Origin of the sequence: Kitasatospora sp. NPDC048365, assembly GCF_043200835.1 — a bacterium.
GTDB classification, from domain to species: Bacteria; Actinomycetota; Actinomycetes; order Streptomycetales; family Streptomycetaceae; genus Kitasatospora; species Kitasatospora terrestris.
In genome coordinates, this window is the sequence record NZ_JBICYJ010000036.1 from 1 (window position 1) to 22,003 (window position 22,003).

At 71.4% G+C, this 22,003-nt stretch carries 20 protein-coding genes; 7 read left to right on the top strand and 13 right to left on the bottom strand.

From position 1 onward, the window contains the following. Positions 1-462: 462 nt before the first annotated feature. The 4 genes from ACGFX4_RS29900 to ACGFX4_RS29915 form a co-directional block, all read right to left on the bottom strand. Entirely contained in the window at positions 463-1,992 is a 1,530-nt protein-coding gene (locus ACGFX4_RS29900; RefSeq protein WP_393080786.1) for a CoA-acylating methylmalonate-semialdehyde dehydrogenase, read from the bottom strand. A 106-nt stretch (positions 1,993-2,098) separates the two neighbouring features. Next, positions 2,099-2,854 carry a hypothetical protein gene (locus ACGFX4_RS29905; RefSeq protein WP_393080789.1) on the bottom strand — a complete coding sequence of 252 codons (756 nt, stop codon included), beginning with the start codon at positions 2,852-2,854 and terminating at the stop codon, positions 2,099-2,101. Positions 2,855-2,889: 35 nt separating this feature from the next. Further along, complete coding sequence (locus tag ACGFX4_RS29910; RefSeq protein WP_393080792.1) at positions 2,890-3,330, bottom strand: hypothetical protein; 441 nt, start codon at positions 3,328-3,330, stop codon at positions 2,890-2,892. Positions 3,331-3,418: 88 nt separating this feature from the next. Next, a complete protein-coding gene (locus tag ACGFX4_RS29915) occupies positions 3,419-4,933 on the bottom strand; it encodes a gamma-aminobutyraldehyde dehydrogenase (protein WP_393080795.1) in 1,515 nt (504 codons plus the stop codon). Between the two features lie 196 nt (positions 4,934-5,129). Here ACGFX4_RS29915 and ACGFX4_RS29920 point away from each other — a divergent pair, with 196 nt between their 5' ends. Next, a complete protein-coding gene (locus tag ACGFX4_RS29920; RefSeq protein WP_393080797.1) occupies positions 5,130-6,779 on the top strand; it encodes a PucR family transcriptional regulator in 1,650 nt (549 codons plus the stop codon). Positions 6,780-6,830: 51 nt separating this feature from the next. Here ACGFX4_RS29920 and ACGFX4_RS29925 read toward each other — a convergent pair whose 3' ends face one another. The 3 genes from ACGFX4_RS29925 to ACGFX4_RS29935 all read right to left on the bottom strand — a co-directional run bounded on the left by ACGFX4_RS29925 (position 6,831) and on the right by ACGFX4_RS29935 (position 10,460). Then, positions 6,831-7,460 carry a hypothetical protein gene (locus tag ACGFX4_RS29925; protein ID WP_393080800.1) on the bottom strand — a complete coding sequence of 210 codons (630 nt, stop codon included), beginning with the start codon at positions 7,458-7,460 and terminating at the stop codon, positions 6,831-6,833. A gap of 102 nt (positions 7,461-7,562) precedes the next feature. Beyond that, a complete protein-coding gene (locus ACGFX4_RS29930; RefSeq protein ID WP_393080803.1) occupies positions 7,563-8,921 on the bottom strand; it encodes an aspartate aminotransferase family protein in 1,359 nt (452 codons plus the stop codon). 93 nt (positions 8,922-9,014) lie between these two features. Beyond that, entirely contained in the window at positions 9,015-10,460 is a 1,446-nt protein-coding gene (locus tag ACGFX4_RS29935; RefSeq protein ID WP_393080805.1) for a gamma-aminobutyraldehyde dehydrogenase, read from the bottom strand. Positions 10,461-10,724: 264 nt separating this feature from the next. Here ACGFX4_RS29935 and ACGFX4_RS29940 point away from each other — a divergent pair, with 264 nt between their 5' ends. The 4 genes from ACGFX4_RS29940 to ACGFX4_RS29955 all read left to right on the top strand — a co-directional run bounded on the left by ACGFX4_RS29940 (position 10,725) and on the right by ACGFX4_RS29955 (position 14,759). Further along, the gene (locus ACGFX4_RS29940; RefSeq protein WP_345699192.1) at positions 10,725-11,198 is read left to right on the top strand and encodes an Lrp/AsnC family transcriptional regulator; all 474 of its coding nucleotides are present in this window, start codon (positions 10,725-10,727) and stop codon (positions 11,196-11,198) included. Then, positions 11,195-12,589, top strand: coding sequence for an aspartate aminotransferase family protein (locus tag ACGFX4_RS29945; protein ID WP_393080809.1), 1,395 nt, complete (start codon positions 11,195-11,197; stop codon positions 12,587-12,589). Before ACGFX4_RS29940 ends, ACGFX4_RS29945 begins: the two co-directional genes overlap by 4 nt. 215 nt (positions 12,590-12,804) lie before the next feature. Then, the gene (locus ACGFX4_RS29950) at positions 12,805-13,596 is read left to right on the top strand and encodes an ABC transporter ATP-binding protein (RefSeq protein ID WP_393080812.1); all 792 of its coding nucleotides are present in this window, start codon (positions 12,805-12,807) and stop codon (positions 13,594-13,596) included. 11 nt (positions 13,597-13,607) lie between these two features. Then, positions 13,608-14,759 carry a hypothetical protein gene (locus ACGFX4_RS29955; RefSeq protein WP_393080815.1) on the top strand — a complete coding sequence of 384 codons (1,152 nt, stop codon included), beginning with the start codon at positions 13,608-13,610 and terminating at the stop codon, positions 14,757-14,759. A gap of 78 nt (positions 14,760-14,837) precedes the next feature. Here ACGFX4_RS29955 and rlmN read toward each other — a convergent pair whose 3' ends face one another. Then, positions 14,838-15,938, bottom strand: a complete 1,101-nt coding sequence (gene rlmN / locus ACGFX4_RS29960; RefSeq protein WP_393080817.1) for a 23S rRNA (adenine(2503)-C(2))-methyltransferase RlmN — start codon at positions 15,936-15,938, stop codon at positions 14,838-14,840. A 219-nt stretch (positions 15,939-16,157) separates the two neighbouring features. On the opposite strand from rlmN, the gene ACGFX4_RS29965 reads away from it, so the two are divergent. Both ACGFX4_RS29965 and ACGFX4_RS29970 read left to right on the top strand, forming a co-directional pair. Then, positions 16,158-16,664, top strand: a complete 507-nt coding sequence (locus ACGFX4_RS29965) for a hypothetical protein (protein ID WP_393080819.1) — start codon at positions 16,158-16,160, stop codon at positions 16,662-16,664. Between the two features lie 21 nt (positions 16,665-16,685). Then, complete coding sequence (locus tag ACGFX4_RS29970; protein WP_393080821.1) at positions 16,686-16,988, top strand: hypothetical protein; 303 nt, start codon at positions 16,686-16,688, stop codon at positions 16,986-16,988. Between the two features lie 86 nt (positions 16,989-17,074). Here ACGFX4_RS29970 and ACGFX4_RS29975 read toward each other — a convergent pair whose 3' ends face one another. From ACGFX4_RS29975 to rpsB, 5 genes are all read right to left on the bottom strand, one after another. Further along, a complete protein-coding gene (locus tag ACGFX4_RS29975) occupies positions 17,075-18,112 on the bottom strand; it encodes a phosphatidate cytidylyltransferase (protein ID WP_393080964.1) in 1,038 nt (345 codons plus the stop codon). After that, a complete protein-coding gene (gene frr, locus ACGFX4_RS29980) occupies positions 18,109-18,666 on the bottom strand; it encodes a ribosome recycling factor (RefSeq protein WP_014138333.1) in 558 nt (185 codons plus the stop codon). The genes ACGFX4_RS29975 and frr overlap by 4 nt, the downstream gene beginning before the upstream one ends. Positions 18,667-18,747: 81 nt before the next feature. Beyond that, on the bottom strand, positions 18,748-19,503 hold the full coding sequence (gene pyrH / locus ACGFX4_RS29985) for a UMP kinase (RefSeq protein WP_393080824.1): 756 nt from the start codon (positions 19,501-19,503) through the stop codon (positions 18,748-18,750). A 251-nt stretch (positions 19,504-19,754) separates the two neighbouring features. Further along, on the bottom strand, positions 19,755-20,594 hold the full coding sequence (tsf, locus tag ACGFX4_RS29990; RefSeq protein WP_393080827.1) for a translation elongation factor Ts: 840 nt from the start codon (positions 20,592-20,594) through the stop codon (positions 19,755-19,757). A gap of 129 nt (positions 20,595-20,723) precedes the next feature. Then, positions 20,724-21,590 (bottom strand): 30S ribosomal protein S2, encoded by an 867-nt coding sequence (gene rpsB, locus ACGFX4_RS29995; protein ID WP_345699178.1) that lies wholly within the window; start codon positions 21,588-21,590, stop codon positions 20,724-20,726. Between the last annotated feature and the right edge of the window lie 413 nt (positions 21,591-22,003).

Consider the following 22,003-nt stretch of genomic DNA (forward strand, 5'->3'; position numbering starts at 1 on the left):
TGACTTTTGGCACGCTGTTGAGTTCTCAAGGAACGGACGCTTCCTTCGGACCGCCTTCCAGCGGGCCCTCCGGGCGCTTCGTTCTTTCGTGTTTCCAGCTTATCAGATCCGCACCGTGTGCTTTCCCGACTCGCTTTCGTCTTCTGTGGCCTGACGGCCCGTCCGACGTTTCAAACTCTAGCCGATCCCCGCTCCGAAAAGCGAATCCGGCCGCAATCCATATAAACGCGCACAGCAAATACGAACGGAGACGCGAACAGACGCGACCCGTCACGGATCAGAAGTGGTGTTCCAAGGATTGGCCGCCCCGGGACCGTCCACGCAGAAACGTGTCCGGTGCTCCCTGCCGAGCGACTAGGAAACACTACGCCCAACCGTCTGCCGATGCAAACGGCGCAGGCCGGCCCCCGCGGATCGGTGTGATCCGGGAGGCCGGCCTGCGCCGGGCGCGGACGGGGTGCGTCAGCTGTTGGTGGGGAAGCCCAGGTTGATGCCGCCGTGCGACGGGTCGAGCCAGCGCTGGGTCACGGCCTTGCCGCGGGTGAAGAACTGGACGCCGTCGGGGCCGTAGGCGTGGGTGTCGCCGAAGAGCGAGGCCTTCCAGCCGCCGAAGGAGTAGTAGGCGACGGGGACCGGGATCGGCACGTTGATGCCGACCATGCCGACCTCGACCTCGTTCTGGAAGCGCCGGGCGGCGCCGCCGTCGTTGGTGAAGATCGCGGTGCCGTTGCCGTACGGGTTGGAGTTGATGAGCTCCAGGCCGTCGGCGTAGGAGTCGACGCGGACGACGGAGAGGATCGGGCCGAAGATCTCGTCGTTGTAGACGGACATGCCCGGCTTCACGTGGTCGAACAGGGTGGGGCCGAGCCAGAAGCCGTCGGTGGTCGGGGCGCCGGTCCGGTCCTCGCCCGCGATCGGGTGCTTGCGGCCGTCCACGGCGAGCTCGGCGCCGTCGGCGAGGCCGGACTCGACGTACGAGGTGACCTTGTCGCGGTGCTGGCCGGTGACCAGCGGGCCCATCTCACTGTCGCCGTTGCAGCCCGGGCCGACCTTGAGGGTGGCCATGCGCTGCTTGATCTTCTCGACCAGCTCGTCGCCGATCGGGTCGACCGCGACGAGCACGGAGATGGCCATGCAGCGCTCGCCGGCCGCGCCGAAGCCGGCGTTGATGGCGGCGTCGGCGGCGAGGTCCAGGTCTGCGTCGGGCAGGACCAGCATGTGGTTCTTGGCACCGCCGAGGGCCTGCACGCGCTTGCCGTAGCGGGTGCCGGTCTCGTACACGTAGCGGGCGATCGGGGTGGAGCCGACGAAGCTGACCGACTTGATGTCGGGGTGCTCGAGCAGGCGGTCGACGGCGACCTTGTCACCGTGCACGACGTTGAACACGCCGTCCGGGAGGCCGGCCTCCTTCCACAGCTCGGCGATGAAGTTGGCGGCGGACGGGTCCTTCTCGGAGGGCTTGAGCACCACGGTGTTGCCGGCCGCGATGGCGATCGGGAAGAACCACATCGGCACCATGGCCGGGAAGTTGAACGGCGAGATGATGGCGACCGGGCCGAGCGGCTGGCGGATCGAGTAGACGTCGATGCCGGTGGAGGCCTGCTCGGTGAAGCCGCCCTTGATCAGCTGCGGGATGCCGCAGGCGTACTCGACGACCTCCTGGCCGCGGGCCAGCTCGCCGAGCGCGTCGGAGTGGACCTTGCCGTGCTCGGAGACGATGATCGCGGCGAGCTCGTCCTTGCGGGCGTTGAACAGCTCGCGGAAGTTGAAGAGCACCTGGGTGCGCTTGGCGATCGAGGCGTGACGCCACTCGGCGAAGGCGGACGCGGCGGCGGCGACGGCCTGGTCGACCTCGGCGATCTCGGCGAAGTCGACCTTGCCGGAGACCTGACCGGTGGCCGGGTCGAAGATGTCGCCGCGGCGCGGCGCGGAACCTGCGGTCGGGACGGACGCGCCGCCGATCCAGTGCGTGATGTGCTTGCTGCTGCTCAAGGGTCTCTGCCTCCGAAGTCCCACGGAAGTTCCGCGCTCCACTCCAGTCTGCGCACCTGGCAAGCCGCACTCAACGAGCACTCTGACGGGGAACGAAGATTCACCCTTACAGGTCGTAGGGCCGGTCCCGCTCGGAGCTCTCCTCGGCCGGGGCCGCGTTCTCCTCTTCCTCCTCCAGGTACGGGTCGTGCAGCCCGTCCGGGAGCTCGGTGGTCTCCAGCAGGTCGAGCCGCAGGTCCTGCGACCACTGCTCGGCCCAGGCCTGCACCCGCTCGTCGTTGAGGCGCGCGGTGGCGGTGTCCAGCCGGTCGGCGAGCTGCCGGGTCGAGAAGTCCTCGTCGAGGCCGGCGGCCAGGGCGAGCAGGGCGCCCTCGGCGAGCCGGCCGGTGCGGCGGGTCAGGCTGTGCAGGGTGGCGAGGTCACCGGGCAGGCCGCGGTCGCAGAAGGCGAGGACGGCGAGCCCGGCGGCGTCCTCCAGGGCGACCACCGGGACGGGGGCGCCGAGCAGGACGGGGGCGTGGCGCAGCGGCTCCTTGCGGAGTTCGACGGGCCAGCGGGTGCCGGTGAGGGTGATCCGGCGGGCGGTGCCGGGCTGTTCCTGGACGGGGTGGCCGGCCGCGCGGAGGGTCTCGGCGAGGCCGGTGGCGAGGTCGGCGAGCGGCGGGCCCTCGGTGCAGACCAGGACGACGGCGCCGGGCCGCGCGGTGGTGAGGCCGTGCAGGCGCAGGGCGTCGGTGCCGGCCAGGGCGAGGGCGTGGCGCAGGCAGAACGGCTGGAGGGTCTCCAGCAGGCCGGCGCGTTCCGGGCCGGCCGCGCCCGGTGGCGGGCCGAACAGGACCGGTTCGTCGGTGGTGCTGCTCATGGCACCAGTCTTGCGCTTCCGCCGCTCCGGTGCGTTCAGCGTGGCACCCGGGTGGCGGCGTCGTGCAGGGCGAGTTCGAGCAGGACGGGGTCGACCAGGCGGCCGCTGCCGTCCGGTGGGGTGAGCCAGCGCAGGCCGTGGTGGCGGCGGGCGGGGTGCGGGAGGGCGACCCAGGTGCCGGCGCCGATGCCGCGGACGCCGGTGCCGAGCCAGCGGGCGGCGGTGCCGACCGGGACCAGGAAGCCGGTGTCGGCGACATCGGCGTAGACCGGGCCGGGTGAGCCAAGGTGCTGGAGGAGCGGGGCGGTGAGCAGTCCGAGGGCGCCGGGGGCGAGCAGGACGTCCCAGTGGCGTCCGGCGGGGAGCAGGGCGAGGCCGCAGCCGGTCCGTTCCCATGCCTCGCGGCAGGTGTCGGGGTCGGCGGCGGCCTCGCTCAGCCAGTGCAGCGCGCTGCGGGGGTGGCGGGTGCTCTCCACTGAATCTTCCTCGTCTCTCCCGGGCGGCGGGCCCGGGTCGGCCGGTGTCACCCGGGGAGAGCGCGGAAGGGGTGAGGTCTTACACCACTCAGCGGTCGCCGAAGATCGTCCGGTGCCAGTCCTTGCGGGCGACCGCGGTGGTGTCGTACATGACGTGCTTCACCTGGGTGTACTCGTCGAGGGAGTACTGGGACATGTCCTTGCCGTAGCCGGAGGCCTTGTACCCGCCGTGCGGCATCTCGCTGATGATCGGGATGTGGTCGTTGACCCAGACGCAGCCGGCGGCGATCTCGCGGGTGGCGCGCAGCGAGCGGTGGACGTTGGTGGTCCAGGCGGAGGCGGCGAGGCCGTACGGCGTGTCGTTGGCGAGCCGCAGGCCCTCCTCGTCGCTGTCGAAGGGGAGGACCACGAGCACCGGACCGAAGATCTCGCCCTGGACGACCTCGCTGTCCTGGGCGGCGTCGGTGATCAGGGTGGGGCGGTAGTAGGCGCCGAGGCCGAGGTCGGTGCCGTCGTGGCCCTTGCCGTCGGCGGGGCCGCCGGTGACCACGGTGGCGTAGGAGCGGGCGCGCTCGACGAAGCCGGCGACGCGGTCGCGGTGGGTGAAGGAGACCAGCGGGCCGAGGTCGGTCTGCGGGTTGAGCGGGTGGCCCAGGCGGACGGCGCGGTAGAGCTCCGCGACGCCGTCGACGAAGGCCCGGTAGAGCGGGCGCTGGACGTAGGCGCGGGTGGCGGCGGTGCAGTCCTGGCCGCTGTTGATCAGCGAGGCGGCGACGGCGCCGTTGACCGCGGCGTCCAGGTCGGCGTCGTCGAAGACCACGAACGGGGCCTTGCCGCCGAGTTCGAGGTGGGTGCGCTTGACGGTGGCGGTGGCGATCTCGGCGACCCGCTTGCCGACGGCGGTGGAGCCGGTGAAGGAGACCATCGAGACGTCGGCGTGCGAGATCAGGTGCTCGCCGGCGACCCGGCCGGCGCCGGTGACGACGTTGACCACGCCGTCGGGGATGCCGGCCTCGGTGCAGGCGCGGGCGAACATCAGCGAGGTGAGCGGGGTGAGCTCGGCGGGCTTGAGCACGATGGTGTTGCCGGCGGCGACGGCCGGGAGGATCTTCCAGGCGGCCATCTGCAGCGGGTAGTTCCACGGCGAGATGGAGCCGACCACGCCGATCGCCTCGCGGCGGACGTACGAGGTGTGGTCGCCGCTGTACTCGCCGGCGGCCTTGCCCTCCAGGTTGCGGGCGGCGCCGGCGAAGAACGAGGTGTTGTCCACGGTGCCGGGTACGTCGAACTCGGTGGAGAGCTTGATCGGCTTGCCGGTCTGCGCGGTCTCGACGCGGGCGAAGTCCTCGGCGTGCTCGCCGAGCACGGCGGCCAGCTTGAGCAGCGCCTCGGCGCGGGTGCCGGGGGTGGCCCGGGACCACTCGGGCAGGGCGGCCTTCGCGGCGGCGACGGCGGTGTCCACGTCCTCGGTGCCGGCCAGGGTGAGCTCCTGGACGGTGGAGCCGTCGGCGGGGTTGACCACGCTGAAGCGCTCACCGCCGGTGCCGGTGGTGAGCCGGCCCGCGATGTACTGCGCGCCCTCGTCGAAGCTGGTCAGGTCCATGCATTGCCTCCGTCGTCCGGTCCGTCCCCGGCCGACGATGCCCGGTGCCGGGTGTGTGAGGCAAGGTTCATACCGCCAGGCCGGGACGGAAGGGACTTACAGCCTGCAAGGTCTCGAAAGGGTGACAGCCCGTCTGGACGATGGATGATTCAGTTGACACCCTGCACCCCCGCCGCCGACCCAGGAGACCCCCGCGATGCTCCCCACCGTCGCCCGTGTACTCGACCTCGACGTGATGCGCCGCGGCCTGCCCCAGGTGGTGGCCGGCGCCGGTGCGCTGGAGCGCCCGGTGCGCTGGGTGCACGTCAGCGAGCTGCCCGATGTGGCGGGGGTGCTGCAGGGCGGTGAGCTGGTGCTGTCCACCGGTATCGCGCTGCCCGAGGACCGCGAGGGGCTGGCCCGGTACGTCCGGGAGCTGGACGAGGTCGGGGTGGCCGGGCTGGTGATCGAGTTCGGCCGGCGGTACTTCGACTCGCTGCCGAAGGCGCTGGTGACCGCGGCGGAGCGGCACGGTCTGCCGCTGATCGTGCTGCGCCGGGAGCTGCGTTTCGTGGCGGTGACCGAGGCGGTGCACGCGCTGGTGGTGAACGCCCAGTTGGAGCAGTTGCGGGTGTCGGAGGCGGTGCACCAGGTCTTCAACGAGCTGGCGGTGGAGGGGGCGGAGCCGGGCGAGGTGGTCCGGCAGGTCGCCCGGATGGCGGGTGCGCCGGTGGTGCTGGAGAACCTGGCTCACCAGGTGCTGGCGCACGAGACGGCGGGCCGGCCGGAGACCGAGCTGCTGGAGGACTGGGAGAAGCGCTCGCGCGGCGTGCACCCGCAGGGCCGGACCGGGTACGACCAGCGCAGCGGCTGGCTGGTGACCACGGTCGGGGCGCGCGGGCAGGACTGGGGCCGGCTGGTGCTGATCGACGAGCCGGTGGTGCTGCCGCCGGACACCGCGCACCCGCACGCGATGCTGCTGGAGCGCGGCGCGGCGACGCTGGCGCTGAACCGGCTGGTGCTGCGCGACCGGGAGTCGCTGGAGCGGCAGACCCATCGCACGCTGCTGTCCGGCATCCTGACCCACGCGCTGACGGTGTCCGAGGTGTCGCTACGGGCGCAGGCGCTGGGGGTGCCGCTGGAGGGCCGGCGGCTGGTCGGTGTGGTGCTGCGGCAGCGGCAGGGGCAGATCCCGGCGGCGCTGGAGGCGCAGGCCAGGCTGCGGGACTTCACCGAGCTGGCGGCCACCGCGATCCGCGGCGGCCGGCTGTCGGCGCTGGTCGGCGCGTTGGACGACGAGGGCGTGGGGGTGCTGATCGCGCTGGGTTCGCAGCAGGACGAGCACGCGGCGCTGGAGGCGTTCGCGGCGGCGCTGCGCAAGCTGGTGCAGGAGGCGGCGCGGGACGGTTCGGCCGCGCCGCCGGTGATAGCGGTCGGCTCCTCGGTCGGCTCGGTCCGCGACGCGCGGCGCACCCTGCTGGAGGCGACGCAGGTCGCGGACGCGGCGCTGCACGACGCCCCGGGCGGCCGGGCCGCGGCGTACTACCGGCTGCCGGACGTGCGGCTGCGCGGTCTGCTGCACCTGCTGCGCGACGACGCGCGGCTGCAGACGTACGTGGAGCGCGAGCTGGGGCCGCTGCTGGCGTACGACGCGGAGCACGGCGGGCAGTTGGTGCAGATGCTGCGGATCTACCTGGAGCAGGGCCGGAACAAGTCGGCGGCGGCCGATGCGGCGCACCTGTCCCGGCCGTCGTTCTACGACCGGCTGCACAAGGTGGAGCGGATCCTCGGGGTGGACCTGGACCAGGTGGAGTCCTGCCTGTCGCTGCACGTGGCGCTGCTGGCGCTGGACGCGGTGCGCCGCTGACCGTCCGCCGCGCCGGGCCGGTCGGACGGTCCCGGGCCGGTCGGGCGGGGCTCAGTCGCGGACCAGGGCCTCCAGGGCCCGGGCGTTGTCCAGGCCGGCCTCGACCGCCAGCAGCGAGCCGTCGGCGAACCGCAGGTCGACCCGGTTGGAGATCCAGGTGTGCCGGACGGTCACCCGGCGCAGCTCGGCGCGGGGCAGTTCGCCGAAGACCTCCATCAGGCCGCCCTTCGCCTCGGCGGCGAGCAGGATCCGGCCGTCGGTGAAGACCAGCAGCACCTCGTCGTTGTCGGGCACGGGACACCAGGACGGGCCGTGCCGGACGTCGACGGCCAGCCGCCCGGCGGTGCTGCGCCAGCCGCCGACCAGGGCGCGGCCGCGGGCCAGCCGGCGGACGGCGCCGATCAGCAGGCCGGGCAGTTCCAGGACGAGGTCGACGAGGGCACCGAAGAGGTCGGTGACGATCTCCAGGGCCGCCCACGCAACCACGGCCGGCCCGGCTTTGTCCTTGCCGCGGTGGCGGCGCGGCAGCCGGCGGACCAGGTTGTGCAGCTCGGCCGCGACGATCCCGCGCAGCGGCTCGTCGGGGGCCAGCAGCGGTCGGGCGAGGGCCGCGTAGGTGCCCTCGTCGTTCCGCCGCGGCTCGAACACGCCGTGCACCGCGCCGTACTGACTGCCTGTCATGTACCCGCCTCCTCGCTCGACCCGACCGCCCAGCCTAGTGGCCGGACAGGCCGAAGGCCCCGGGCTTCTCTCCAGGAGTCCGGGGCCTTCGGCGGTCGGTCGTCAGACGGTGTGCGCGTCGGTGAGGGTGAGGACCTCGTCCAGGACGGCGAGACCGGTCTTGGCCTCCTCCTCCGTGACGGTGCACGGCGGGACGACGTGGAAGCGGTTCATGTTGACGAACGGCCACAGCCCGCGCTGCTTGCAGGCGGCGGCCAGCTCGGCCATCGGGGCGTTGGCGGGGCCGGCCGCGTTGTACGGCACCATCGGCTCGCGGGTCTCCCGATTCTTCACCAGGTCGAGCGCCCAGAACACGCCCAGGCCGCGGACCTCGCCGATCGACGGGTGACGCTCGGCCAGCTCGCGCAGGCCCGGGCCGAGCACGGTCTCGCCGATGTGCTTGGCGTTCTCGACGATGCCCTCCTCGGCCATCACGTTGATGGTCGCGACGGCGGAGGCGCAGGCCAGCGGGTGGCCGGAGTAGGTCAGACCGCCGGGGAAGGGACGCTCGGCGAAGGTCGCGGCGATCTTCGCCGAGATGGCCACGCCGCCCAGCGGCACGTAGCCGGAGTTGACGCCCTTGGCGAAGGTCAGCAGGTCCGGGGTGATGCCCCAGTGGTCGGCGGCGAACCACGCGCCGGTGCGGCCGAAGCCGGCCATCACCTCGTCCAGGATGAAGACGATGCCGTACCGGTCGCAGATCTCCCGGACGCCCGCCAGGTAGCCGGCCGGCGGGACCAGGATGCCGGCGGTGCCGACCACGGTCTCCAGGATGATCGCGGCGACGGTGCCGGGGCCCTCGAACGCGAGGGTCTGCTCCAGGTGGGCGAGCGCGCGCTCGCACTCCTGCGCCTCGTTCTCGGCGTGGAAGTTGGAGCGGTAGGCGTACGGGCCCCAGAAGTGCACGATGCCCGAGACGCCGGTCTCGTTGGCCCAGCGGCGGGGGTCGCCGGTCAGCGTGATCGCGTTGGCGGTGGCGCCGTGGTACGAGCGGTAGGTGGAGAGCACCTTGTGCCGGCCGGTGTGCAGCCGGGCCATCCGGATCGCGTTCTCGTTCGCCTCGGCGCCGCCGTTGGTGAAGAACACCTTGTCCAGGTCGCCCGGGGTGCGCTCGGCGATCAGGCGGGCGGCCTCGCTGCGCGACTCCTCGGCGAAGCCGGGAGCGATGGTGCACAGCTGCCCGGCCTTCTCCTGGATCGCGGCGACCACCTTCGGGTGCTGGTGGCCGATGTTGGTGTTCACCAGCTGCGAGGAGAAGTCGAGGTAGCGGTTGCCGTCGTAGTCCCAGAAGTAGGAGCCCTCGGCACCGGCCACCGCGAGGGGGTCGATCAGTGCCTGGGCGGACCACGAGTGGAAGACGTGCGCGCGGTCGGCAGCCTTGACGGCCTGCCCGGCGGCTGAGTCAGCGGTGGGGATGCTCATGTCCCCAGCGTAGGGAGCCACGGGCTCCAGATGCAGTTGCACCCTGTCACGGGACACGCGCGTCGCCATGACAGGGTGCAAAGGCGCTCAGCCTCAGATGGCGGTCATGACGTGCTTCACGCGGGTGTAGTCCTCGAAGCCGTAGGACGACAGGTCCTTGCCGTAGCCGGACTTCTTGAAGCCGCCGTGCGGCATCTCGGCGACCAGCGGGATGTGGGTGTTGATCCACACGCAGCCGAAGTCCAGGCGGCGGGACATCCGCATGGCGCGGGCGTGGTCCTTGGTCCAGACCGAGGAGGCGAGCGCGTACTCGACGCCGTTGGCGTAGGAGACGGCCTGGTCCTCGTCGGTGAACTTCTGCACGGTGATGACCGGGCCGAAGACCTCGTTCTGGATGATCTCGTCGTCCTGGTTCAGGCCGGAGACGACGGTCGGGGCGTAGAAGTAGCCCTTGTCGCCGACCTGGTGGCCACCGGCCTCGACCTTGGCGTGCGCGGGCAGGCGGTCGACGAAGCCGGCCACCTGCTTCAGCTGGTTGGCGTTGTTGAGCGGGCCGTACAGCACGTCCTCGTCGTCCACCCCGCCGGTCTTGGTCTCGGCGGCGGCCTTGGCGAGCGCCTCGACGAAGGCGTCGTGGATCGACTCGTGCACCAGCACGCGGGTGGCGGCGGTGCAGTCCTGGCCGGCGTTGAAGAAGCCGGCCACCGAGATGCCCTCGACCGCCTCGGCGATGTCGGCGTCCTCGAAGACCACGACCGGGGCCTTGCCGCCCAGCTCCAGGTGGACGCGCTTGACGTCCTTGGACGCCGACTCGGCGACCGAGATGCCGGCGCGCACCGAACCGGTGATGGAGGCCATCGCCGGGGTCTTGTGCTCGACCATCAGCTTGCCGGTCTCGCGGTCACCGCAGATCACGTTGAAGACGCCGGCCGGGAGGTCGAGGTCCTTGAGGATGCCGCCGATGATCTCGGCGAGCAGCACGGTGGAGGCCGGGGTGGTGTCGGAGGGCTTGAGCACCACGGTGTTGCCCGCGGCGATGGCCGGGGCGAACTTCCACACGGCCATCATCATCGGGTAGTTCCACGGCGCGACCTGGGCGCAGACGCCGACCGGCTCGCGGCGGACGATCGAGGTCATCCCGTCCATGTACTCGCCCGCGGCCTTGCCCTCCAGCAGGCGGGCGGCGCCGGCGAAGAAGCGGATCTGGTCGACCATCGGGCCGATCTCCTCGGAGAGGGTCAGACCGCGCGGCTTGCCGGTGTTGCGGACCTCGGCGTCCACGATCTCGTCGGCCCGCGCCTCGACGGCGTCGGCGATCTTCAGCAGCAGCTTCTGCCGGGTGCTCGGGGTGGCGTCGCGCCAGATCGGGAAGGCGGCATCGGCGGCGGCCATCGCGGCGTCCACGTCGGCGGCACCGGACAGCGGCGACGTCGCGTAGACCTCACCCATGGTCGGGTCGACGATGTCGAGCGTGCGGCCGTCCGCAGCGTCGACGAATTCACCGTTGATGTAGTTGCGCAGCGTACGAAGCTCGCTCACGGGTCTCTCCTCGGTCTGGGCCTGCGGCGTTGCAGATCCGGCGCCAGGTTACCCGGCACCGGGTGGCCGGGGCATGTCAGCCGCGAACCACATTCGGGTGTGTGCACGCCTGCGCGTGTACCTCGCCAGGGTACCTCGGCACCTGGCGTTATCGGCAGGGCTCCGAACGGAACACGACGCAATCCGCACCCGTTCGTCGAAACCACGACGAAATCAGCAGCAGAGCGGGTTGCGCTTCCGAGGTCGATCGGGCACAGTGGCGACGTGGCCAACCGCGACCGGAACGCCAGCGTTCCCCTCGACGCCGCCTCCAAGGCGATCATCGAGCAGCTCCAGGAGGACGGGCGCCGCCCGTACGCCGCGATCGGCAAGGCCGTTGGCCTGTCCGAAGCGGCCGTACGCCAGCGGGTCCAGAAGCTGCTCGACCAGGGCGTGATGCAGATCGTCGCCGTCACCGATCCCCTCACCGTCGGGTTCACCCGTCAGGCGATGGTGGGGATCAAGATCGAAGGTGACGTCGAGCCGGTCGCCGACGCACTGGCCGCCCTCGACGAGGTCGACTACGTGGTCTGCACCGCAGGCTCGTTCGACCTGCTGGCCGAACTGGTCTGCGAGGACGACGAGCACCTGCTCGAACTGATCAACAAGCGCATCCGCGCGCTTCCCGGCGTGCGGAGCACCGAGAGCTTCGTTTATCTGAAGCTCCGGAAACAGACCTACACCTGGGGCACCCGATGACAGCCGAGCCGGCTTCGAAGGACCTTTCCAAGACCGCCTACGACCACCTGTGGATGCACTTCACCCGCATGTCGTCGTACGAGAACTCCCCCGTGCCGACCATCGTCAAGGGCGAAGGCACCTACGTCTGGGACGACAAGGGCCGCAAGTACCTCGACGGCCTCGCCGGCCTGTTCGTGGTCCAGGCGGGCCACGGCCGCGAGGAGCTGGCCGAGGCCGCCGCCAAGCAGGCCAAGGAGCTCGCCTTCTTCCCGGTGTGGAGCTACGCCCACCCGAAGGCCGTCGAGCTGGCCGAGCGCCTCGCCAACTACGCGCCGGGCGACCTCAACAAGGTGTTCTTCTCCACCGGTGGCGGCGAGGCGGTCGAGACCGCCTGGAAGCTGGCCAAGCAGTACTTCAAGCTGACCGGCAAGCCGACCAAGTACAAGGTCATCTCGCGCGCCGTCGCCTACCACGGCACCCCGCAGGGCGCCCTGTCCATCACCGGCCTGCCGGGCCTGAAGGCCCCGTTCGAGCCGCTGGTGCCGGGCACCCACAAGGCGCCGAACACCAACATCTACCGCGCCCCGGCGTACCTGGCGGGCCCCGACGGCACCGTCGACCCCGAGGCGTACGGCCGCTGGTGCGCCGACGAGATCGAGCAGGCCATCCTCTTCGAGGGCCCCGAGACCGTCGCCGCCGTCTTCGTCGAGCCGGTGCAGAACGCCGGCGGCTGCTTCCCGCCGCCGCCCGGGTACTTCCAGCGCCTGCGCGAGATCTGCGACCGCCACGACGTGCTGCTGGTCTCGGACGAGGTCATCTGCGCCTTCGGCCGCCTCGGCACCATGTTCGGCGCCGACAAGTTCGGCTACGTGCCGGACATGATCACCTGCGCCAAGGGCATGACCTCGGGCTACTCCCCGATCGGCGCCACGATCATCTCGGACCGCATCGCCGAGCCGTTCTACAAGGGTGACAACACCTTCCTGCACGGCTACACCTTCGGCGGTCACCCGGTGTCCTCCGCGGTGGCGCTGGCCAACCTCGACATCTTCGAGCGCGAGGGCCTCAACCAGCACGTCCTGGACAACGAGGCGAACTTCCTCGGCACCCTGGACAAGCTGCGCGACCTCCCGATCGTCGGCGACGTGCGCGGCAACGGGTACTTCTACGGCATCGAGCTCGTGAAGGACAAGGTCACCAAGGAGTCGTTCAACGACGACGAGGTCGAGCGCGTCCTCTACGGCTTCCTGTCGAAGGCGCTCTTCGACAACGGCCTGTACTGCCGCGCCGACGACCGTGGCGACCCGGTCATCCAGCTGGCCCCGCCGCTGATCTCGAACCAGTCGACCTTCGACGAGATCGAGCAGATCCTGCGGGTCAGCCTCACCGACGCGTGGGCCAAGATCTGACCTTTCGTCCCACCCTCCGCCGAAGGGCGGTCCCGAGTGTCTCCGGGACCGCCCTTCGGCGTACCCGTGGCGTAGTTCGCGACGTAATTCCCGGCACAACGCGCCGCTTTCGTGGGCAAATGCCCCTGAATGGATCCGTGCGCCGCAACCGCGCCGCGACCTGATCGTTCTAATCTGACGACTGTCATATTCGCGTCGGCACCTGGATGGAACTCATGTCAGCGGCCCCGCCCGACAACGACGTGCTCTGGGCCCGGGGGATCGTCAAGTCCCACCACGGCAGTCCCGCCCTGCGCGGGGTGTCCCTCGGCGTCCGCGAGGGCGAGATGCTGGCCGTCACCGGCCCGCGCGGCAGCGGCAAGTCCACCCTGCTCGGCTGCCTCTCCGCCCTGCTCCCGGTCGACGAGGGCGAGGTCTGGTTCAACAGCTCCCCCGTCCACACCCTCGGCCGGGCGGGCCGGGAGAAGCTCCGTCGCGAACGCTTCGGCTTCGTCGGCTCCGAGCCCCACCTCGTCCCCGAGCTCACCGCCCGGGAGAACGTCGCCCTGCCGCTGCTGCTCGCCGGCGCCGGCCACAAGGCCGCGTACACCGCCGCGGGCGAATGGCTCGACCGCCTCGACGTCGCCGACTGCGCCCGACTGCGCCCGGCCGAGCTGGTCCAGAGCCAGCGCCAGCGGATCGCCGTCGCCCGGGCCCTGGCCCCGATGCCGCCCGTCGTCTTCGCCGACGAGCCGACCGCCACCCTGCACCACGACGCCCAGGACCAGGTCCTGCGGATACTCGCCAGCGCCGCCCGCTCCCACCAGCTCACCCTGGTGCTCGCCACCCACGACCCGGAGCTCGCCCGCTACGCCGACCGCACCGTCACCCTGGTCGACGGACGCCTCGTCCCGGCCCCCTCGGCGGCCGCCCCCGGAGCGGTTGCCACCGCCGCCCCGTCCTCCACCGCCGCTCCCTCCACCGCCGCTCCCGCCGCCGCCCCGGCCGCCGGCGTGACGAGCCGGTAGGGGGAAGCCCGGTGTACTACCTCAGACTCGCCCGCGGCTACCGCACCCTCGACCTCGCGCGCTGGACGCTCACCACCGCGGCCGCCGCCGTGGTCGCCGCCTTCCTGCTCCGCGCCCTCGGCCGCGCCCTCAGCGAGCCCGCCGGAGCCTCGCTCCCCCGCCTGCTCTGGTGCCTGCCGCCGCTCGCCGCCGTGGCCTGGTTCGCCGCCGTCGCCGCCCGCGCCGTCCCCGCGCAGCAGCCCGAACGGATCACCGGTCTGACCGCCGCCGGTGCCGGACCGCGCCGAATCCGCCTGCTCGTCGGCGGCGAGATCGCCGCCGCCTGCACCCTCGGCGGCGCCGCCACCCTGCTGGTCTTCCTGATTCTGCGCAACGACATCGCCGGACCCGAGCTCGCCGCCGACCTCGGCATGGGAGTCCCGCTGCCCGCCGCCGCACCGGTCGTCCTGCTCGCCGCCCTCCCGCTGGTCGCCGGAGTCTCCGCCGCCTGCGCGATCCGGTTCCCCGACGGCCTGCCCGGACGGCCCGCCGAACCCGCCGCCGACTACGACTTCGCCCCGCTCCGGCTCGCCCTGCCGATCGGCCTCACCCTCGTCGGCCTCGCCCTCGAGCTGTACGGGCTGCGCCCCGGCGCCGCCGTCGACGGCAAGCCCATCGACCTGCCCGCCGGACTCGGCGCCACCAGCGCCGCCGTCCTCATCGGCTGGGCCCTCGCTGCCACCGGCATCGCCCTGCTCACCGCGCCGCTGCTCGCCGTCGCCGGGCGGCTGCTCCCGCTCGGACGGCCCGCCCCGCTGCGCCTGCTCGCCGGCCGCGGCCTCACCGCCCAGGCCCGCGGCCTCGGCAGTCCGCTGGCCGTCCTCGCCCTCGCGGTCGCCCTCGTCCTCACCGCCGCCCGGCACTGGACCGGCACACCCGGCACCGCCGAACCGCTCCCGGTCATCGAGGGCGTCCTCATCATCGGCTGCGCCGGCGCCGCGGTCGTCGCCCGGGTCCTCGAACTCCGCGCCGCCCGCCGCCCCGTCACCGACGACCTGCTGCGCCTCGGCACCCCGCCCGGCCTGCTCGCCGGCGCCGCCACCCTGCGCACCGTCGCCGCCGGCACCGTGCTGCTGATCACCGGCGGGGCCACCGCGATCCTGGCGGCCTACGCACTCGGCTAGCCGAACAGCAGCAGGGGCGCGAGGGAGATACCCCTCGCGCCCCTGCTGCTTGCTTGCGTCCTTGCGTGTGCTTGCTGCCTAGCCCGCCGCGGCGAGCTGACCGCAGGCGCCGTCGATCTCCTGGCCGCGGGTGTCACGGACCGTCGTCGGGACGCCGTGCGCCTGCAGGCGGCGGACGAACTCGCGCTCGTCTTCCGGCCGGGAGGCCGTCCACTTCGAGCCCGGGGTCGGGTTCAGCGGGATCAGGTTCACGTGCACGCGGTGGTTCTTGATCAGCCGGCCGAGCAGGTCCGCCCGCCATGCCTGGTCGTTGATGTCCTTGATCAGCGCGTACTCGATCGACACCCGCCGGCCGGACTTCTCCGCGTAGTTCCACGCGGCGTCCAGCACCTCGGCGACCTTCCACCGGGTGTTGACCGGGACGAGCTCGTCCCGCAGCTCGTCGTCCGGCGCGTGCAGCGACAGCGCCAGCCGGCAGCTCAGGCCCTCGTCCGCGAACCGGTTCATCGCCGGCACCAGGCCGACCGTCGACACCGTGATGCCGCGCTGCGACAGCCCGAAGCCGTCCGGCGCCGGATCGGTGAGACGGCGGATCGCCGCGAGCACCCGGTTGTAGTTGGCGAGCGGCTCGCCCATGCCCATGAACACGACGTTCGACAGCCGCGCCTCGCCACCCGGCACCGCACCGGTCTTCAGGTCGCGCATGCCCGAGGCGATCTGCTCGACGATCTCCGCCGTCGACAGGTTGCGGGTCAGCCCCGCCTGGCCGGTGGCGCAGAACGGGCAGTTCATGCCGCAGCCGGCCTGCGAGCTGATGCACATGGTGACCCGGTCCGGGTAGCGCATCAGCACCGACTCGACCAGCGTGCCGTCGAACAGCTTCCACAGCGTCTTGCGGGTGTCGTCGTCGTCGCACGACACGTGCCGCACCACCGACATCAGGTCCGGCAGCAGCGCCTCGGTCAGCTTCTCCCGGCTGGCGGCGGGAATGTCCGTCCAGCCCGCCGGGTCGTTCGACATCCGGCCGAAGTAGTGGTTGGACAGCTGCTTCGCGCGGAACGGCTGCTCGCCCAGCTCGGCGACGGCCTCCTTGCGCTCGGCAGGGCTGAGGTCGGCGAGGTGTCGCGGGGGCTTTGCGCCGCGCGGCGCGACAAAGGTCAGTTCTCCGGGCTTAGGCATGGTCCGTCCAGTGTCGCAGATCCGGAGTACTGGCCCGTGTCCCGCTTGGCCCAGGGGCCCGCCCTCGACTGTCGGCAGACGGCAGACGGCAGACGGCAGACGGCAGACGGCCCATGGACGGCCCCCGGACGTGAACTCCGCCTGACGGACCGGTGCCCTCACTCCAGGTACGGGTGCTCGGGGTTCTCCCGGCCGCTGCCGGCCGGTACGCTCCCGGCCGTGAACGATCTTCGGGTGGGGGTGTCCGCCGTTGCGGGCGGACTGGTCTTCGGCACACTCGCCGTCGCCGGCGGCTGGTGGGCCCTCAACGGCGGGATCTACGGCTGCACCTCCGCGGACGCGGCACTGCAGGACCCCTTGGCCGCCCAGGTCCGGACGCTCGGCACTCCGCAAGGAGCGCAGGTCGACGGCGAGTCGTCCACCGGTTGCGACGAGGACGACCGCTTCGCGTACGCCGGCCAGTCGTACGCCGAGCCCACCCGGCGCGCGGACGTCGTCGCCCATTACCGGGCGGCCGCCGTCCGCAACGGCTGGCTGGCGGCTCCGCCCGAGCCGGACGAACCCACCTGGCGCCACGACCCGACCGGCGAACGGATCGGCCTCTGCTTCACCAAGCAGATCGACGGCGTCACCTCCCATCTCGCGGTGTCCTGGGCATTCGAGGGGGAGCAGGGCTACACGGTGGAAGCCCGGGCGAGCCGGACCGGCGGCTCCTGGTGTCCGTGAGCCCGGCGCCGGGCGAGGGCGGTGGTCCGCCCGCCCGTCGTCGGCTCCAACCTCGGCACGACGTTCACGGTGGTCTTCGCGGCGTTCGCGGGCGTCGGCCAGGACGCGAAGATCGGCCTGCAGGCGGCCTTCGTGCACCTGATCTACAACGTCTTCGCGATCGTCGCGATCTACGTGATCCCGTTCCTGCGGCCCGTACCGCTGTTCTGCGCCGAGAGCCTCGCCCGCCTCGCCTCCGAGCGCCGGTGGGTCCTCGCCGCGTATCTCGGCACCGTCTTCGTCGCACTGCCCGCCCTGGTCATCGTGCTGGTGGGCGTGCTCTGAGGGGAACGGCGAAGCCCCCGGCCGCTCGGGCGGCCGGGGGCTTCGTGTGGTGCGGGGGCTCCGTGGTGTGCGGGTGGGCCGCCCGGTCAGCCGCCGACGAAGGCGGTGAGGAGGAACCAGACCACCGGCGCGGTCGGCAGCAGGGAGTCGAGCCGGTCCATGATGCCGCCGTGGCCGGGGAGCAGGGTGCCCATGTCCTTGATGCCGAGGTCGCGCTTGATCATCGACTCGGCGAGGTCGCCGAGGGTCGCGGTGACGGCCGCGCAGCCGCCCAGGATCAGGCCCTGCCACCAGGTGCCGTCGTCGATGACGTACTGCATCAGCAGCGCGCCGGCCAGCATCGACAGTCCGATGCCGCCCGCCAGGCCCTCGCGGGTCTTGCCGGGGCTGATGGTCGGCGCGAGCTTGTTCTTCCCGAACTTGTAGCCCACCGCGTACGCGCCGGTGTCGCTGCAGATGGTGACGACCAGGAAGATCAGGATCCGCCAGGCGCCGTCGTCGGCGGCCAGCATCAGCGCGACGAAGGTGGCGAGGAACGGCACGTAGAAGGCGGTGAAGACGCCGGCCGTTATGTCGCGGAGGTAGTTCTCCGGCGGGGTGGACATCCGGGCGATCATCAGCGCCACGCCGGTCAGGCCGAGCAGCGCGGCCGCCCACTGGGCGCCGGCGAAGTAGCCGGTGACCAGCATCGCCACGCCGCCGATCAGCAGCGGGGGCAGCGGGACGTGGATGTCCTTGCGCTCGGCGAGCCGGCTGGTCAGCTCCCAGATGCCGACCACGACGGCGGCGGCCACCACGGCGAGGAAGACGGCCTTCACCACGAACAGCGAAGCGACGATCACCGCGCCGAGTCCGACGCCCACGCCTATCGCGGCGGGCAGATTGCGGCCGCCGCGCGGCTTGCGGGGCTGCTGGTCGGGCTGGGCCACGGAGGTCTCCTGGACAGGCATGATCAGAGTCTGTGCCGCGTTGCCCTCCGGGTACACCGGAGGCAGCCGCGCGTGGCCCGTTCGGGTCGGCCCGGGCCGGGGCCGCCGCCCCGGGTCGGATGTCGGCCCGGGGCGGTAGCGGGGTCTGCGGGTCTGCGGTCGTACCCGGGCGGGCGGCCCGGGCGGCGGCGTCAGACCTCCAGCAGCTCGGCTTCCTTGTGCTTCAGCAGCTCGTCGATCTGGGCCACGAACTTGGCCGTCAGGTCGTCGAGCTCCTTCTCGCCGCGGCGGCCGTCGTCCTCGCCGATCTCCTTGTCCTTGACCAGCTTGTCGATCGCGTCCTTCGCCTTGCGGCGGATGGAGCGGACGGAGACCTTGGCGTCCTCGCCCTTGCCGCGGGCCTGCTTGATGTACTCGCGGCGGCGCTCCTCCGTGAGCTGCGGGAGCACCACGCGGATGACGGAGCCGTCGTTCGACGGGTTGACGCCCAGGTCGGAGTCGCGGATCGCGGTCTCGATGGCCTTCAGCGCCGTCTTGTCGAACGGGGTGACCATGGCCATCCGCGGCTCCGGGACGGAGAAGGAGGCGAGCTGGTTGATCGGCGTCAGGGCGCCGTAGTACTCCGCGACGATCTTGGCGAACATCGCCGGGTGCGCGCGGCCGGTACGGATGGCGGCGAGGTCGTCCTTGGCGACCCCGACGGCCTTCTCCATCTTCTCCTCGGCCTCGAGGAGGGTCTCATCGATCACTGTCTGCTCCCTGTCCGGATCATCTGCTGTTGTCCCGTACCGGTGGCCCGGACGGCTGTTGCTGCTCATGGCCCCCGGCCGTCAGGCCCGGGCGGAATCCTCGCTGATGAGTGTGCCGATCTTCTCACCCTTCACCGCACGGGCGATATTGCCCTCGGCGAGCAGCTCGAAGACCAGGATCGGCAGGCCGTTGTCCTTGCACAGCGTGATCGCGGTCAGGTCCGCCACCTTGAGGTCGCGGGAGATCACCTCGGTGTAGTCCAGCGCGTCGAACTTGACCGCCGCCGGGTTGGACCGCGGGTCGGAGTCGTAGACGCCGTCCACGCCGTTCTTGCCCATCAGCAGGACGTCGGCGTGGATCTCCAGCGCGCGCTGGACGGCCGTGGTGTCGGTGGAGAAGTACGGCATGCCCATACCGGCGCCGAAGATCACCACTCGGCCCTTCTCCAGGTGCCGGATCGCCCGCAGCGGCAGGTACGGCTCGGCGACCTGGCCCATGGTGATGGCGGTCTGGACCCGGGTCTCCATGCCCTCCTTGATCAGGAAGTCCTGGAGCGCCAGGCAGTTCATCACGGTGCCGAGCATGCCCATGTAGTCGGAGCGGGACCGGTCCATGCCGCGGACCTGCAGCTCCGCGCCACGGAAGAAGTTACCGCCGCCGATCACGATCGCGACCTCGGTGCCCGAGCGGACCACGGTGGCGATCTCACGGGCGATGGCGTGCACCACGTCCGGGTCGACGCCGAGGCCGCCACCGCCGGCGAACGCCTCGCCGGACAGCTTGAGCAGAACCCGACGGCGCGCGCCGTCCGGTGCGGTCTCCTGCGTCTCCTGCATGGACTTCTCCTTCTCCGCCTGCTGTTCGGCTACTGCGCGCAGAGCCGGGTGTGCGGACCCGGACCTGCGGTTACACAAGAGGAGGCCATTGCCGCGGGAACCGGTTCGGTGTCCTGCACGGCAATGGCCTCCTCGTCGTTCATGGTGCCGACGCCGCCCCCGAAGGGTGCTGGGGGCGCGCACGGCGCGTTCCTCCCGCCCTGTCGAGCGGGCCGCTTCCTACCTTAGGTCGGAAGCGTGAGGGAACGGTCTCAGGCGCCGACGCGGAAGCGGACGAAGCGCTTGAGGGAGACGCCGGCCTCCTCGAGGACCTTGGCGACGGTCTTCTTGTTGTCCTTCGCGAAGGCCTGCTCGAGAACGGCGTTCTCCTTGACGAAGCCGGTGACGCGACCCTCGACGATCTTCGGCAGGGCAGCCTCGGGCTTGCCCTCCTCGCGAGCGGTGGCCTCGGCGACGCGGCGCTCGTTCTCCAGGTCCTCGGCCGGGATCTCCTCGCGGGAGAGGTACTTCGGCGCGAAGGCGGCGATGTGCTGCGCGACGTCCTTGGCGGTGGCGGCGTCGGCCTTGTCCAGCTCGACCAGGACACCGATGGTCGGCGGCAGGTCCGGGTCGGACTTGTGCATGTAGACACCGACGAAGCCGTCGTTGTCGAACTGCGCGAAGCGACGGAAGACGATCTTCTCGCCCAGGGTCGCGTTGGCCTCGTCCACGAACTGCTGGACGGTCTGGCCGGCGGCGATCTCGGAGGCCAGGGCGGCGTCGAGGTCGGCCGGGGAGGTGGCGGCGACGTGCGCGGCGATCGCGTTGGCGACCTCGACGAACTTGCCACCCTTGGCGACGAAGTCGGTCTCGCAGTTCAGCTCGACCAGGACGCCGGACTTGCCGTCCTCGGCGATGAGGGAGGCGACGGCGCCGTTGGAGGCGTCACGGCCCTCACGCTTGGCAACGCCCTTCTGGCCCTTGATGCGAAGGAGCTCGACGGCCTTCTGGACGTCGCCCTCGGCCTCGTCCAGCGCCTTCTTGCAGTCCATCATGCCGGCGCCGGTCAGCTCACGGAGCTTCTTGACGTCCGCGGCGGTGAAGTTCGCCATGGTGTGATCTCTTCTCACGTCTCGCGTGTCTGCGTGGGGAGGCGCCGGGGCTCGTGGTTCAGCCCCGGCACGGGAGAGAGGGGCACCCACCGGCTTCCTACCGGCCGGTGCCCCTCACCCTGTAGTGCGTCAGGCCTGCTCGGCCTCGGCGGCCGGAGCCTCGGCAGCAGCCTCGGCGGGGGCCTCGGTGACAGCCTCGGCGGCGGGGGCCTCGTCGGCCTTGGCGCCCTCGATGATGTCCTTCTCCCAGTCGGCCAGCGGCTGGTCGGCACCCGGCTCAGCCTTGACGTCGCCCTTGGCGACACCGGCACGGGACTTCAGACCCTCGGCGACGGCGTCGGCGATCACGCGGGTCAGCAGGGTGACGGAGCGGATCGCGTCGTCGTTGCCCGGGATCTTGTAGTCGACCTCGTCGGGGTCGCAGTTGGTGTCGAGGATCGCGACAACCGGGATGTTGAGCTTGCGGGCCTCGCCGACCGCGATGTGCTCCTTCTTGGTGTCCACGATCCAGATCGCGCTGGGCACGCGCTGCATGTCGCGGATACCGCCGAGGGTCTTCTCCAGCTTGTCGTACTCGCGCTGGAGGACCAGGAGCTCCTTCTTGGTGAGGCCCGAGCCGGCCACATCCGTGAAGTCGATCTCGCCGAGCTCCTTCAGGCGCTGCAGGCGCTTGTAGACGGTCGAGAAGTTGGTCAGCATGCCGCCGAGCCAGCGCTGGTTGACGTAGGGCATGCCCACGCGCGCAGCCTGCTCGGCGATGGCCTCCTGGGCCTGCTTCTTGGTGCCGACGAAGAGGATGCTGCCACCGTGGGCAACGGTCTCCTTGACGAACTCGAAGGCGCGGTCGATGTAGTTCAGCGACTGCAGGAGGTCGATGATGTAGATGCCGTTGCGCTCCGTGAAGATGAAGCGCTTCATCTTCGGGTTCCAACGACGGGTCTGGTGACCGAAGTGGACGCCGCTCTCCAGCAGCTCCCGCATCGTGACGACGGCCATGTGCCGTACTCCTCGTGTGCTTGCCCGGCGCGCCGCCGGCCCGCCAGGGGCGGGAGGACGGGGTGCCGGGGCTCTCGGTTTGTCCGCGGCAGTCGGGCGACCGCCACGCCTGACGCCCCGACGTGCCAGCCGCGCCGCCTGTGCGGCCTTTCGGCTGCGACAGGCCCGGCGGACCGAGCGGCACTCGCACCGGGCGGGCGGCGACCGGACCCTCGAAGGGGCGGCCGCTCCACCGGTGGCGGGGCGTGCGAAGTCGACCCGGCAGACCGGGTCGCGTGTGAAGTGTACGGGAAGCGCCGAGCAGCGGGCGACTCCAGGCGGGCGACCACGCCCGTCGGGGCGGCCGGGACGCGCTGTCGCCGTCTGCCGTTCACCCAGGTTCACCCATGTGAGGGACAGCGGTCGTCCACAGG